Raw genomic sequence first — 14,070 nt, forward strand, 5'->3', positions numbered from 1 at the left:
GGACCTTGCCCTTGCGGGTCCTCGGTCGGCTGGTGCGTTGGTTCCTTGGCTGGCTGCAGTTCGTCTGCCGTGAAAGCGCTGGCGGGGACCTTGGACCGGAGACGGACCCTTGCGGGCTGGCCTGACCGGGCTTGGGTACCCTGGCTTTCAATTCCCAGGGGAACACGCAGTTTGGCCTCTACACAATTGCGGACCCGGAGGGACTGCTCTGAGGGTGGCTATGGCGTATTCGGCGGTTGCCATCCCTGCCTCTGATCCGAGGAGCCGGACCCTACCCTTGCTGGTCCGCGGCGCGTCTGCACCCGGATACAGTTCCGCGGTGTGGGCGGTCAACGGGCTGCTGCCCCCGGCGCGGAGGCCGCGGCGGCCGGTGCCGCGGTGTTCCCGAGAGGCGGCGCGGGCAGCGGCGGGCGCAGTGGCTCCGCCAGCGTAGCGGCGGCGGTAATGAGTGGACATGTGGTGTTTCCTTCCTTTGGGCCGGTAGTGTTGCCGGCTTTCTTGACTCTTCCGGGCCTTGCCTGGCGCGGTAAGGCCCGCGGGTTCGTAAGTGGAAAAGCTCAACGCTTTCCCCCGTGTGGAGGAGAAGACACGGACGCCTAGGACCCGGAAGGCACCAGGGCAAGCAGCACAGGAACCACGCCCAGGCAGATGAAGGCCGGAAGGGAGCAGAGGCCCAGCGGAACCACCAGCTTCACGCCCAGTGATGCCGCGCGCTTCTCCGCTGCACGGAACCTCTCCCGGCGGAGCCGTGCCGCCTGCGCGTAGAGAATCGCTGACGAGGGAGCACCTGTCAGCGCCGCGAACCCCAGGGCGTCGCGTAGTTCCAGGACCTCGGGGAGTCGGACCGCGCTGCTGCGCCATGCGGTTTCCCAATCGGCCCCTATTGCCAGTGCCGCCACAACCGGCCGAAGTGCGCCGCTGTACCGGTCAGAAGCCGAGGCGGCCACCAGTTCGAGTGAACGGCCGATGCCCGATCCGGCGTCCAGCATGGCGGCCACCAGTTCGAGCATCATGGCGGTGTCCCTCAGCCCTTCGGGCGCAGGGCCGGACATATTCCCTCCGTCACCGGCGGAGGCCTTCGCGCCGCGGCACGTGGCACCGGAGGACCGGCTGAGCAGCCGCTTGCGGGGCCTGCCCCGCCCGCTTCCGGCCAGGGCTGCCGCCGCGGCCAGGGTAAGGAAGAGCGCGAGCACTACAGCGGAAGGCGGGCTCATGGCGCTCCAGCCCCTGCTGCCGCGGCCACCAGCCGGGCAGACCACAAGCGCCCGGCCACTGTCAGGCCGGCTCCGGCTGCCAGTGCTGCGAGTCCCCAGGGTGTTCCGAGCAGGATGGCGAGTGGGTCCACACCCAGGGCCATTCCCAGGCCCAGCCCCATCAGCGGCAGCCAGGTCAGGAGGCTGACGGTGGCCTTTGGTCCGGCCAGGGCCGTCTGGCGGGCCGCGTCGGCGTCGTCTTCCACTTCAAGCTGCGCGGCGAACCTGGTCAGCACGTCTGCGAGCGGACAGCCGCTTGCTTCCGCGATATCGAAGCAGGCCGCGAGCTCCGACCAGATGCGGGACTCCCTGTCCCGCCGAGGAAAAGCGGACGGCGACGCCCGGCGGATGGCTTCCGAAACGGGAATGCCGCGGCCGGCCGCAGCACGCGCGGCGGCCAGCATGGCACCGGATCCCGCGGACAGGCCGTACGCATGCGAGCCGGAAGAACCATAGACGCCCCAGATCTCCTCCCAGAGCCGCGCCGGCGTGCGGCCGCCTTTGAGCAGCGCGGCGAGTTGCTGTACCACCAGGGTCATGGGGGCCGCAGGCCGTTCTGATCCCCTCCCGGCGCCACGCAGCTTTCCCGCAAAGCCGCCCCTTGAGGGCTCTTTTGGCCCCGGAACCGGGCCGGACGCGCCCGTGCGGCGCAACCTGGCGGGGGCACCCAGTGGTGGCCTGGCAAGCAGCACCGCAGCCAGTACCAGGGAAACGACAAGTAGGAGGATCATGCGGGCGGTCCCGGGTCAAGCCCCAACCGTGCCGCCAGCGCCGTCCATCCGGGGCCGGCGGCCACCCTATCTTCAACACTTTCCAGGGCAGGCTGGACGATGAGTCCGCCGGGGCCGTCCCCGATCAGGCCCACGCACGCCACTGCCCGGCCCCGGTGAGTCCTGTCAACGTGGATGACCACGTCCAGCGCGCTCGCTGCCTGAAGCCTCACGCCGTCAGGATTCATTCCGGCGAGCGCACCGAGCGCAGTGAGCCGGGCGGGAACAGCAGCGGCAGTATTCGCATGGATAGTCCCGCCCCCGCCGCTGTGTCCGGTGTTCATGGCAGTGAGCAGCTCCCGGACTTCCGCGCCGCGGCATTCACCCACCACCAGCCTGTCCGGCCGCATGCGCAGCGCCTGCCGGACGAGATCGCCAAGATCCACCTCGCCGCCGCCCTCCAGGTTTCCGTGGCGTGACTCCAGGGACACGACATGCGGATGGACAGGATTCAGTTCCGAGGCATCCTCGATGAGGACCAACCGCTCTGCCGGACTGCACAGTCCAAGGAGCGTGGAGAGCAGGGTGGTCTTGCCGGACCCGGTGGCCCCACTGATGAGGAAGCTCAGCCTGCGCTCCACCACCCGTTCCAGAACACGCTGCAGTCCGTAGCTGAACATGCCGCTGTCCCGCAGCTCATCCATCGTGAAAACACGTTCGCGCCGGATCCGGATGCTGAGCAGCGTCCCGGCCGTAGAGACGGGCGGGAGCACGGCATGGACACGGTAGCCTCCGGCCAGCCGCACGTCCACGCAGGGTGAGCCGTCGTCAAGCCGCCTGCCGCCTGCCGCCACGAGCCGGCAGGCCAACGCCCGGAGCTGGGCCTCGTTGTCGAAGGCCACGGTCACCAGCTCGATGCCGCGGCCCCTGTCCACCCACACGGACCCGGGAGCATTCACAAAGATGTCCGTCACGGCCGGGTCCCGGGTGAGAGCCTGCAGCGGCCCCAGGCCGTTCAGCTCGGCGCTGATCCGCTCCACGGCGGCAAGTGAACCCGCCGTGCCCAAAAGCCTCCCCGTGGCCTGCACCGCCGCAGCCACCCGCGAAGGCGTCACCGCGGCCGCGTCCGACATCATGGACTCCCGCACGGACTCGAGGAGTCCCAGGTCAACAGCCTGCCGCGCACCTGTGCGGCGTTCACGCCGGCGCCCTTCGCCGGGCCCGGGTTCACCCGGGAACCCGCCCTCCCGGCGGGGACTGTCCAGGCGCGGCCTGTCCTGCCGGGGACTGTCCTGGCCCGTGTCCAGGATCCGCGCCCGCCGGCGGTCTCCCGTCTCTGCGCCCGGCGCCCCAGCGCCGGGCCCAGAGTAACTCATTCGGGTTCTCCCGGAGCCAGCCCGTCCCCGAGGAGATCCAGCACGGAAGCCGCGAAATGCCGGACCGCCCGGCGCTTTCCCAGCTCAAGGAGGCGGCCTGATTCCATGGCTCCAGCAACTCCGCGCAGCTCAGGCACCCGTCCCTGGACCGGAAGTCCGATGGCCTCGGCGATCAGGGGACCATCCAGCGCTGCGCCGGACTTGCCACGGATCAGGAGGGCAGCCTCAACCGGAGGAAACTCCTGGAGCAGCCGCACGGCGGCGACAGCAGCCTTAAGCTGCGCCGGAACCACCATGGCGATGCGGTCGCAGTCCCAGGCGAACGTATGGATGGGGTCGGCTCCCCGGCCAATGTCCACCACCACCAGCTCATACCCGCGGCGGGCAGCATCAAGGATGCCTGCGGTGGCGGCAGCGGCGACGGGTACCGGCTGCTCCCGGCTGGCAGGCCACGACAGGAACGAGAACCCGCCCGCAACAGGCAGCGAGTCCGCAAGCTGGATGGGATCGATGCTGCCCCTGGCCTCGGAAAGGTCGGGCCAGCGCAGGCCGGGGTTCTCTTCGGCGGCCAGGGCCAGTTCCAGCCCGCCGCCCCAGGGATCTCCATCCACCAGCAGCACCCGGGCTCCGAGCCCGGCCGCCGCCTGGGCGATCCAAATCGCAGCCGTGGTGGCACCGGCACCCCCGCAGCCGCCGGTCACGCCCAGGATCACCCCGCCTGGACCGGGTGAACGGGACCGGCTGAGATGGTCGGCGAGCCAAGCTGCAGCATCCGGCAGGACAGCAACCCGTTCCGCGCCGAGGACAGCCGCGAGATGCCACAGGCTGTCACCTTCGCCGTCGAGTCCCACCAGGACAGCCGGGGCCCGCCGTCGCGGGGGCAGCTCCCGGATGTCGCTTCCCACCAGCACGGCTGCCGCCCCGTCCCAATGCCTGCCTCCCTCTGCTGCAGTGGCTGCAACGCGCAGCTGCGCCCCTGCAGCCGCCACGATCCGCTCCACCTCCGCACGAAGGACGGTGGAGGACGTCACCAGCAGGATGTCATCACCACCGTCCGGCAGCCAGGCGTCCCCGTCTACCCCGGCAGCCCCCACCGGCCCGGGGACACCAGGCCGTGAGAGTCCCGGCGGACCCTCCCCGAGCGGGCCGCTGACGGCACCGGAGTGGGAAGGGTCAGGGTGGGAAGGGATCAGCTGGTGCCTGCTCATAAAGCCACTCTCCGCCCCTAAAACACAGCGGGTAAGGGGTCCAGCCCCGTATGTGGAAAACCAACTCCGGCAAGCCAGCAACCCCGCGCCGCCGGGCACGGGCAGCCCTGGAAACAAGGCAGAATGGGACCATGTACCTGCTGTTCGCCGCCCACCCCCACGGCGCGGCCCTGCAGGAACTCACTCAGGCTGGACAGCCCCTGCCGGCCACGCCCGAACCCCGGCTGGTCAGCTTCGGCGATCTTCCTGCCGTCGTTCGTCACTTCGAAAGCCGCCGGCCGGGCGGGCAGCCGCCCCGTTGGATCTGGCACCGCACCCAGGACTGGTACCCGGCCCTGCTGGCAGCCGGCGTCGAGCTGGAGCGGTGCTACGACCTCAGCCTCTGCGGCAACATCCTGGCGTTCTCCCGGTTCACGGGGCACACGGACTACGCCAGGAACGCGGAACGCGTGATGGTTGAGGATCCACTCCAGCCGCCCCGGACGCTGCAGCCGCCGCCTCCCCCCGCAGACCAGGGCGCCCTGTTCGATGCTCCCGCGATCCGGCCGGAAAAACCCCGCAGCCCGGAAGACCTTCGTGCTGAATACGCTGCCCAGCAGGTGGCGCTGGCCGCGGTTAGCCCGGAGGAGAACCGGCGGAACCGTCTGCAGCTGCTGCTGGCGGCCGAGTCCGCAGGGGCCATGATCGCCGCCGAGATGCAGCACGCCGGCGTCCCCTGGCGCGAAGACCTCCACGGGCAGATCCTCGCCGACCACCTCGGCCCCCGGCCTCCCCTGGGACAGCGCCCGGCCAGGCTTGAGGCGCTGAACCAGGAGCTGCGCGGACTCCTGAACGCACCCACGCTGAATCCTGACTCCCCGCAGGATCTGATGCGTGCCCTGCACCGCAACGGGATAGAGGTCAAAAGCACCAGGAAGTGGGAGCTAAGGGAATCCACCCACCCCGCCATCGAGCCGTTGCTGGCCTACAAGCAGCTCTCCCGCCTGCACACAGCCAACGGCTGGGCCTGGCTGGACGCCTGGGTGGACGGCGGCCGGTTCCGGCCCGAGTACGTGGTGGGGGGCGTGGTGTCCGGCCGCTGGGCGTCGCGCGGCGGCGGCGCCCTTCAAATTCCGCGCCAGATCCGCGGCGCAGTCCATGCCGATCCGGGCTACAAGCTCATCGTCGCGGACGCCTCCCAGCTGGAACCGCGCGTCCTGGTGGCCCTCGCCCGCGACCCTTCCATGGCAGAGGCCGCCCGTAACCAGGACCTCTACGCGGGCATTGCTGCCAAGGGATTCGGCGGGGACCGGGCGAAAGCGAAGATGGCTTTGCTGGGGGCCATGTACGGCGCCACCTCCGGCGAGGCCGGCCGCCTCATGCCGCAGCTCGCAAGAACTTTTCCCCGGGCAGTGGACTTTGTTGAGCAGGCGGCCCGCACAGGCGAGGCCGGCGGAACGGTCACCACCCGGCTGGGGCGGAGCAGCCCGCCGCCGTCGGAGCGGTGGTTCCAGAGCCAGAGGTCCGCCTCTGCCGAGGAGCAGCGGCGGGCTGAATCGATCGCCCGTTCGCGGGGTCGCTTCACCCGCAACTTTGTTGTCCAAGGTTCGGCTGCAGACTGGGCGGCGTGCTGGCTGGCGGAATTACGACGCCGGCTGCGCACCCTCCGGACCGACGGTCACGTCAACGCCGAACTCGTCTTCTTCCTGCATGACGAGGTGATGGTTCATGCGCCGGCGGAAGCGGTGGACGCCTGCATCGCGGCCATCGAAGAGGCGGCCAGCGCCGCCAAGGAACTGCTGTTCGGGCCAATCCCGGTGGAGTTTCCCGTCAGTGTGGCCGTTGTTGATTCCTACGACAATGCGAAATAGGTCCGCCACTCCGGCGCTGCAAGGACGTCGCGACCCCCTAAGTAACCTACCCGGGAGTAGCTCGCCAGAGGCTTGTGACGCGGGCTATGGTCGGAGTGGCGACTGAGGCAGATCGGTCAAAAGCTGATGCAACGACGCATTCCAGGGGAGGTCCGGCATATGGCGGGCAGGTTCGAAATTCATCGAGTAGGCGACGAGTCCTACCGGCTGCGGCTCACTGACGCAGAGGGCAACACGGTTGCCGTCTCACCCAAGTTCAAGTCCCTCAACACAGTGCTTGAGGGCGTCAAGGCAGTACGGGAGAACGCCGCCACAGGAATTGTGGTGGATCTCCGCCAGCAGCAGGCCTGAGGGCTAGACGCCCATCCGGTGGAGCCGGCTCCGGTCCCACGGAACGGCCCAGCCCAGCTGCTCGAACAACCCGTTCAGGACAATTCCGGTAAAACCCCACACCACTACACCGTTCACCGTGAAGGCAGGGCTGTCGAAGCTGCGCCCGGCACGGTGGACGGTTGCCATTACGCGGTTGTCCGGGTCCAGCAGGTCACGGACGGGGACCCGGAACACCTGGGCCGACTCGGCATAGTCCACCACACGGACGGGTGACGGCAAGCGCCACCAGCCCAGCACCGGGGTGACCAGGAAGTTGCTGTGGGCGAGCCCCAGTTCCTGCAGGGTGCCAAGTACCTCAACGCCGCCCGCATCAAGGCCGGTTTCCTCTTCGGCCTCGCGCAAAGCTGCCTGAACCGGCGTTTCCCGGGCGTCAATGGCGCCGCCCGGGAACGCCACCTGCCCCGGGTGCGAACCCAGGGTGTGGGCGCGTTCCAGCAGGAGGACGTCAAGATCGGCCGGTGCCAGGGGCTTGCCCGAGACAGCCGGGACGTCATCAAGGGTGCCAAAGAGCATCAGCACCGCCGCCCTCCTGGCCTGTTCGGCATCAACCGTCAGGGCTGCCCAGAGGGGATCGGGCGCGGCAGCGGTTCCGGATTCCGCCCGGTGTGCCAGTTGCAGCAGGTCCTCGCGCGCGCTCACGGTGTCCTCTGCTGGGATGCCATCCGGATTTCGGCGGCCCTGTGGGTCTCGGCCAGCAACTGATCCAGCAGCGCCTCGCTGCCGGGCGCGAGCTCGTACTTCAGGAGCTTGGCTGCCTTCGCGGGGTCTGTTTCGCCCAGCCCGAAACTGGGGCACCAGGTGGCCACGGGGCAGGCTCCGCACGCGGGCTTGCGCGCGTGGCATACCCGCCGTCCGTGGAAGATCACCCGGTGGGACAGCATGGTCCAGTCCTTGCGGTCGAACAGCTCGGCCACGTCATGCTCGATCTGGACGGGGTCATCAGACTGCGTCCAGCCGAAGCGGTTGGCCAGCCGGGCGAAGTGGGTGTCCACCGAGATGCCGGGGATGCCGAAGCCGTTGCCGAGCACCACGTTGGCCGTTTTGCGTCCCACGCCGGGAAGCGTGACCAGGTCCTCCAGCCGGCCCGGGACCACCCCGTTGTATTCGTCCACCAGGCGGGTGCACAGGGCAATGACGTTCCTGGACTTGGCCCGGAAGAACCCGGTGGGCTTGAGGATCGTCTCAAGGTCCGCGGGATCCGCCTCGGCCAGAGCCCGCGCGTCCGGGTAGCGGGCGAACAACACCCTGGTGACCTGGTTGACAGTGACGTCCGTGGTCTGGGCCGAAAGGACCGTGGCCACGAGCAGTTCGAACGGGTTGCGGAAATCAAGCTCCGCATGGGCGTACGGGTATTTCTCCGCCAGGGCCCTGTTGATCCGCCGGGCCCGCCTTTTCAGTGCCAGCACGGACTCGGAGGACACCACGGGCATGCCGGCCACCTGGCCGGCGGATGCCTTGTTTCCGCCGGCCCTGGGAGCCCTGGCCTCGCCCATGGAGGTCAGCCGCGCTCGATGTTGCTGAGGTCCCGCAGGACGCCCAGCCGGCCGTCAGTGTGCTGGACCAGGAACTCGTGGCCACGGTCCTCGAGCGCCAGGACCCAGCCGCCGGGTTCGATAACGAACGCCGGAGCCCCTGTGCGCGGGTCATAGGCGGTGCGGTGCTGCGCGACGGCAAACCAGAAAGCCTCGTGGATGGGCTGTTCTTCCGATTCATCCGGACGGGTTGAGGGATCCACCGTGGCGCCGATGGGCTCCTCAGTCCGGACCTGCTGGTGCACTGCGGTGGCAGGCGTCGGCTCCCAGCCGCTCCGCGCGCCCTGTGCGGAGGAGGTGCCCTGGCCGGACGGGGCAGCCGGGTGCGTACCGCCGTCGTGGTTTGCCGCGGCGTCGTGATCCGCTGCGGCAGCGGCTGAACCGGCGCCGGCGGCTGCCGGAACATCCCCCCGCCGGGTTTCCTCAGCGGCGGGCGTTGAAGAGGTGCGTACGACGTCGGCCGCCTGGGTTGCGGGGCCCGGGTCGCCTGCGGGAGTCCAGTCGGATACCTCGGGGGCGGTGGAGACAGGCGCAGCAGCGGTGGGGACGGCTGCCGTGGCAGGGGCATGGGCCGCCGCGGTTTGTCCGCCAGGACGCGGGGACGCCTGCTGCGCCGCCGGACCCTGGTGCCCCGCTGGTGCCGGCTCGTCAGCTGATCCGGGCTGCACCGCCGAGGATCCTGCGCCGACGCCGCCGAACAGCCCCCCGCCGGAGAGGATCTTCGAGCCGGGCCTGGAGTCTTTGGACCCCGGAGCGGTTTCTGCCGTCGGCTTCTTGGGGGCGCGGGGTTTCTGGGTGGGAACAGCGGCCTCACGGGCCACCACGTGGGCGGGCACCTCGGCGCGGTCCTGGAAATCACTGGACAGATATGGCAGGAAACGGCCCAGCACTGTCGCCGCGAAGAGGACCAGGGAGCCGATCAGGCCCACCAGGAGGCTGGGTACGTAGGCGCCCGCCACAGAGACAAAGAAGAAGGCCACCGCGAAGGACGCAACCACTGATGCGAACTGGTCGATGGACAGGGAGCCGATCCGGATCTTCGTGGCCGGGGACAGCCTGCGGGCTGCAAAGAGCGCGCTGACGATCAGGGGCAGGACGATGCCCAGCCCCAGGAAGAACAGGTTGTTAAGGTTCCAGAGGTTGTACCGGGCGCCGAAGATCGGCAGCAGGGAGGCAACAAAAAGGATCAGCGTGCCGCCGAAGACGGTCAGGTCCCGGATGGTGAACGGACCCAGCACTGCCTCGTTGGCGTTGGAGGCCTTGCCTGCGGCGGGGGCCTTACCCGCGGCGGCCTGGGAGCCTGGCCCTTCAGCGGTTCCGGCACCGTGGCCGGAATCTGCCGTGTCGGGGCCGGTCTTCTGGCCGAAGCTTTGCTGGTTCATTCTGCTCTCCTTAGCGTGGCGGCACCGGGCCCTGTGTGGTCCCGACATCGTGCCGTCTTGACGGCGGTTCCGGCGTGGCCAGGCCTTTGTGGTGCCTGGCCAACACGGTCCGCAGTGAAGTCACAATTCCATCCCAGCCTAGTCAAGGGCCAGGCCGATCACTAGCTGGCCACGCACCGCGGGGGCGGCAGCCAGCTGCCCTGGAAAACCATTCACCGCTTAATAAATGCCGTTCACGGGCTGCCGTGTGACACCGCACACATCACCGCCAGCCAAAGCATTAGTCTTGATTCCGGAACAGCTCTTTGCGGAATGTCCGTGACCAGCCGGGGCCCGACGTCGTGCAGGCGGCGGAGCCCGGACAGCGGACATCCCGCCCAGCAAAGATCGATGAATGATGAGGTTCACATGTCCCAGGACACTACAAGCGCCGTCGTAGACGCTTCCGCAAGCACAGGGCAGCCCGGGTCAGCCAAGGGAGCTGGGCAGGGCGATGCCTTTGAAAACCTGCTTCATGAGACCCGCAAGTTTGCGCCTTCACCCGAGTTCGCTGCTGACGCCGTCGTCACCGCCGCGGAGTACGAGGACGCCAATGCAGACCGTCCCGCGTTCTGGGCGAAGAAGGCCCGTGAGCTGCTGACGTGGAACAGGGACTTTGACCAGGCACTTGACTGGTCCAACCCGCCCTTTGCCAAATGGTTCGTCGGCGGGGAGGTCAACGCCGCCTACAACGCACTGGACCGCCACGTGGAGAACGGCCTGGGAGACAGGGTAGCCATCCACTTCGAGGGCGAACCCGGAGACACCAGCACCTACACCTATGCCCAGCTGACCGAGGAAGTAAAGAAGGCCGCCAACGCCTTCGAGTCCCTCGGAGTTGCCAAGGGCGACCGCGTTGCCGTGTACCTGCCGATGATCCCCGAGGCCGTCATCACCCTCCTGGCCTGCGCCCGGATCGGTGCCGTGCACTCCGTGGTGTTCGGCGGTTTCTCCTCCGAGGCCCTGCGCTCACGGATCGACGACGCCGAAGCCAAGCTCGTGGTCACCGCGGACGGCACGTACCGGCGCGGCAAGCCCAGCGCCCTGAAGCCCGCCGTCGATGAAGCGCTGGCCCACAAGGGAGATGGAGACGGCCACACGGTGCAGAACGTGGTGGTGGTCAAGCGCAACGGCCAGGATGTGGACTGGCATGAGGGCCGGGACCACTGGTGGGCCGACACGGTGGGCGCCGCATCCGCGGAGCACACCGCCGTGGGCCACGATTCCGAGCACCCGCTGTTCATCCTCTACACCTCCGGGACCACCGGAAAGCCCAAGGGCATCCTGCACACCACCGGCGGGTACCTCACCCAGACCGCGTACACGCACAAGGCGGTCTTCGACCTGCACCCCGAAACGGACGTGTACTGGTGCACGGCCGACGTCGGCTGGGTCACCGGCCACTCCTACGTCGCTTACGCCCCGCTCGTCAACGGCGCCACCCAGGTGATGTACGAGGGCACCCCGGACTCCCCGCACCAGGGCCGCTGGTGGGAAATCATCGAGAAGTACAAGGTGTCCATCCTCTACACCGCCCCCACCGCCATCCGGACGTTCATGAAGTGGGGCAGGGAGATCCCGGACAAGTACGATCTGTCCTCCCTCCGGGTCCTTGGCTCCGTGGGCGAATCCATCAATCCCGAGGCCTGGATGTGGTACCGGAAGGTCATCGGCGGGGACAAGACCCCCATCGTGGACACCTGGTGGCAGACCGAGACCGGCGCCCAGATGATCGCGCCGCTCCCCGGGGTTACCGCCACCAAGCCGGGCTCCGCCCAAGTCCCGCTGCCCGGCATTGCGGTGGACGTGGTGGACGAAATGGGCGAATCCGTGCCCAACGGCCACGGCGGCTTCCTGGTGATCCGGGAGCCCTGGCCCGCCATGCTCCGCGGCATCTGGGGCGATCCCGAACGCTTCAAGGACACCTACTGGTCCCGGTTCGAAACCATGTATTTCGCCGGAGACGGCGCCAAGAAGGACGAGGACGGCGACATCTGGCTCCTGGGCCGGGTGGATGACGTCATGAACATCTCCGGACACCGGCTCTCCACCACCGAAATCGAATCCGCACTGGTGTCCCACCCCGCCGTGGCCGAGGCCGCCGTGGTGGGCGCGGCGGACGAAACCACCGGCCAGGCCGTCGTCGCGTTCGTCATCCTCCGCGGTGACGCCGTGGATTCCGGGGACGCCATCGTCCAGGAACTCCGGAACCACGTGGGCAAGGAGATCGGGCCCATCGCCAAGCCAAAGGCCATCCTGGTGGTCCCGGAACTGCCCAAGACCCGCTCCGGCAAGATCATGCGGCGCCTGCTCAAGGACGTCGCCGAAGGCCGGGACCCGGGAGACGCCACCACCCTCTCGGACCCGACCATCATGCAGCAGATCGCAGCGTCCCTCAGGAAATAGGGGAAGGGGACTTTACGACGGCGGCGCCTGGCTCACAGCCGGGCGCCGCCGTCGTCGTATGCTGGGAGCAGACCCGCCCCCTGCCCTGAAGGATCGCCCTGATGCTCGCCGTCGCCCGCCACCAGGCCATTTTGGATGCTCTCCAGCGGGAGCGGGTTGTCCGGGTGTCCGACCTGGCCCAGCAGCTGGGTGTGTCCCTGATGACGGTCCGCCGTGACATCGAGGTGTTGGAGGAGGGCGGCCGCCTGGAGCGCATCCATGGCGGCGCGAAAATCCCGGGAGACACCAGCACCCACGAGCCCGGATTCGACCTCAAATCGACGCAGCTGACGGCGGAGAAACGCGCCATCGCGGTGGAGGCGGCCTCGCTGGTGCAGGAGGGCATGGCTGTGGGGCTCAGCGCCGGAACCACCACCTGGGCACTGGCCAAGGAACTGGTGAGCGGCCCGCAGATCACGGTGGTCACCAACTCGGTCCGTATCGCAGACCTCTTCCACCACGCGGCGTCGGCCGGTTCTGCCCGGTACGCCTCCACGGTGATCCTCATTGGCGGAGAGCGCACGCCCTCTGACGCCCTGGTGGGCCCCATCGCCACCGGCGCCCTCAAGCAGCTGCACCTGGACGTGCTGTTCCTTGGCGTCCACGGGATGGATGCCGACGCCGGCTTCACCACCCCAAACCTGCTCGAAGCGGAAACGGACCGGGCCTTCGTGGCCGCTGCGCGCAAGACTGTGGTCCTCGCCGACCATACGAAGTGGGGCTTACTGGGCATCAGTTCCATCGCCTCGCTGGACGAGGCGGATGAGGTCATCAGCGATTCCGGGCTGGGGGCCGAAGCCCAGCGCATCCTCCAGGAACAGGTGGGTAGGCTGCGGCTCGCAGCTGTCTAGAGGCGTTCCTAGGGGCAGCCGCAGGACTGGCGGACGCGCAGCGTGGTGGGAAAGATCCGGTGCCGGGGCTTCTCGCCGCGGCTGGCACCCACCAGCGCCGCTACCGCCGCTTCCGCCATGGCGGCCACGGGCTGCTCTACCGTGGTCAGCGGCGGCCAGGAGTATTCGGACTCGGCAGAACCGTCAAAGGACGCCACGGCCATCTGGCCCGGGACGGACAGCCCGGCTTCATGGACCGCGCGGAGCAGCCCGATGGCCTGCATGTCCGAGGTGGCAAAGATGGCCGTGGGCCGGTTGACGGAGGCCAGGAGGCGCTGCCCGGCCGTGTAGCCGCCGGGACGGGTGAAGGCGCTGTACACAATCGGCCCCTCGGGCAGGCCCGCCTCCTGCAGGGCCTCCCGCCAGCCCACTTCACGGCCGTCAGTGGCGCCGGAAACGTTGGTACCCATGGCGAGGCCGATGTTGGTGTGGCCGTGGCCGATCAGGTGTTCCACGGCGATCCGGGCACCGGCTGCGAGGTCCACGCCGATGCTGTTGAAACCGGGGGCGTCCCGTTCCTGGTTGAGCAGCACCGAGGGGATCTCGGCCGTTTCCAGGACTTCCAGGTCGGGTTCGAAAAGGACACTGGCCAGCAGCACGCCATCCACCTGCCTGGCGGCGAGGTTGCGGATATTGCGCCGTTCCTTGGCAAGGTTTCCGTCAGAGTTGCCCAGCACCAGTGCGTATCCCAGGGCGGCGGCGGCGTCCTCGACGGCGTGGGAGAACAGGGCGAAGAACGGGTTGGAGATATCCGGGACCACCAGGCCCAGCGTCTCGCTGGAGCCCAGTTTGAGTGCCCGCGCCGCAGCATTGGGGCGGTAGCCGAGGACTCGGATGGCGTCCTGCACCTTGGCTTCGGTGGCGGGCGCCACCTTCTTTGGCCCGCCGTTGACAACGTAACTGACGACGGCGGTGCTGACGCCGGCGTATCTCGCAACGTCCTTGCGTGTCACCGGGCCCCGCGAAGCCTGCACTGCCGGAGTAGTCATGCT

General features: G+C 68.6%; 12 protein-coding genes. 4 read left to right on the top strand and 8 right to left on the bottom strand.

The features are described 5' to 3' along the window. Positions 1-596 precede the first annotated feature (596 nt). Genes AC6CHP_RS11470 through ssd form a run of 4 tightly spaced genes read right to left on the bottom strand, consistent with a single transcriptional unit; the run spans position 597 to position 4,400 of the window. A complete protein-coding gene (locus AC6CHP_RS11470) occupies positions 597-1,214 on the bottom strand; it encodes a type II secretion system F family protein (RefSeq protein ID WP_498229944.1) in 618 nt (205 codons plus the stop codon). After that, the gene (locus AC6CHP_RS11475) at positions 1,211-1,984 is read right to left on the bottom strand and encodes a hypothetical protein (RefSeq protein WP_498229946.1); all 774 of its coding nucleotides are present in this window, start codon (positions 1,982-1,984) and stop codon (positions 1,211-1,213) included. Before AC6CHP_RS11475 ends, AC6CHP_RS11470 begins: the two co-directional genes overlap by 4 nt. Next, positions 1,981-3,339 carry a TadA family conjugal transfer-associated ATPase gene (locus AC6CHP_RS11480; RefSeq protein WP_498229948.1) on the bottom strand — a complete coding sequence of 453 codons (1,359 nt, stop codon included), beginning with the start codon at positions 3,337-3,339 and terminating at the stop codon, positions 1,981-1,983. Before AC6CHP_RS11480 ends, AC6CHP_RS11475 begins: the two co-directional genes overlap by 4 nt. After that, the gene (ssd, locus tag AC6CHP_RS11485) at positions 3,336-4,400 is read right to left on the bottom strand and encodes a septum site-determining protein Ssd (RefSeq protein ID WP_498229979.1); all 1,065 of its coding nucleotides are present in this window, start codon (positions 4,398-4,400) and stop codon (positions 3,336-3,338) included. Before ssd ends, AC6CHP_RS11480 begins: the two co-directional genes overlap by 4 nt. A gap of 278 nt (positions 4,401-4,678) precedes the next feature. On the opposite strand from ssd, the gene AC6CHP_RS11490 reads away from it, so the two are divergent. Continuing rightward, the gene (locus tag AC6CHP_RS11490) at positions 4,679-6,397 is read left to right on the top strand and encodes a bifunctional 3'-5' exonuclease/DNA polymerase (RefSeq protein ID WP_498229950.1); all 1,719 of its coding nucleotides are present in this window, start codon (positions 4,679-4,681) and stop codon (positions 6,395-6,397) included. A 159-nt stretch (positions 6,398-6,556) separates the two neighbouring features. Continuing rightward, positions 6,557-6,748 (top strand): YegP family protein, encoded by a 192-nt coding sequence (locus AC6CHP_RS11495; protein ID WP_188728075.1) that lies wholly within the window; start codon positions 6,557-6,559, stop codon positions 6,746-6,748. Between the two features lie 3 nt (positions 6,749-6,751). Here AC6CHP_RS11495 and AC6CHP_RS11500 read toward each other — a convergent pair whose 3' ends face one another. From AC6CHP_RS11500 to AC6CHP_RS11510, 3 genes are all read right to left on the bottom strand, one after another. Beyond that, positions 6,752-7,429 carry an NUDIX hydrolase gene (locus AC6CHP_RS11500; protein ID WP_188726769.1) on the bottom strand — a complete coding sequence of 226 codons (678 nt, stop codon included), beginning with the start codon at positions 7,427-7,429 and terminating at the stop codon, positions 6,752-6,754. After that, positions 7,426-8,220 (bottom strand): endonuclease III, encoded by a 795-nt coding sequence (nth, locus tag AC6CHP_RS11505; protein ID WP_188728073.1) that lies wholly within the window; start codon positions 8,218-8,220, stop codon positions 7,426-7,428. Before nth ends, AC6CHP_RS11500 begins: the two co-directional genes overlap by 4 nt. A gap of 68 nt (positions 8,221-8,288) precedes the next feature. After that, positions 8,289-9,704 carry an energy-coupling factor transporter transmembrane component T family protein gene (locus AC6CHP_RS11510; protein WP_498229953.1) on the bottom strand — a complete coding sequence of 472 codons (1,416 nt, stop codon included), beginning with the start codon at positions 9,702-9,704 and terminating at the stop codon, positions 8,289-8,291. 408 nt (positions 9,705-10,112) lie between these two features. Here AC6CHP_RS11510 and acs point away from each other — a divergent pair, with 408 nt between their 5' ends. Next, on the top strand, positions 10,113-12,149 hold the full coding sequence (acs, locus tag AC6CHP_RS11515) for an acetate--CoA ligase (protein ID WP_498229955.1): 2,037 nt from the start codon (positions 10,113-10,115) through the stop codon (positions 12,147-12,149). A gap of 101 nt (positions 12,150-12,250) precedes the next feature. Next, a complete protein-coding gene (locus tag AC6CHP_RS11520; RefSeq protein WP_188726764.1) occupies positions 12,251-13,039 on the top strand; it encodes a DeoR/GlpR family DNA-binding transcription regulator in 789 nt (262 codons plus the stop codon). An 8-nt stretch (positions 13,040-13,047) separates the two neighbouring features. Here the strand turns inward: AC6CHP_RS11520 and AC6CHP_RS11525 are convergent, their stop codons facing one another. Further along, entirely contained in the window at positions 13,048-14,067 is a 1,020-nt protein-coding gene (locus AC6CHP_RS11525) for a LacI family DNA-binding transcriptional regulator (protein WP_427115591.1), read from the bottom strand. Positions 14,068-14,070 lie beyond the last annotated feature (3 nt).

The organism is Pseudarthrobacter sp. GQ63 (genome assembly GCF_059758765.1).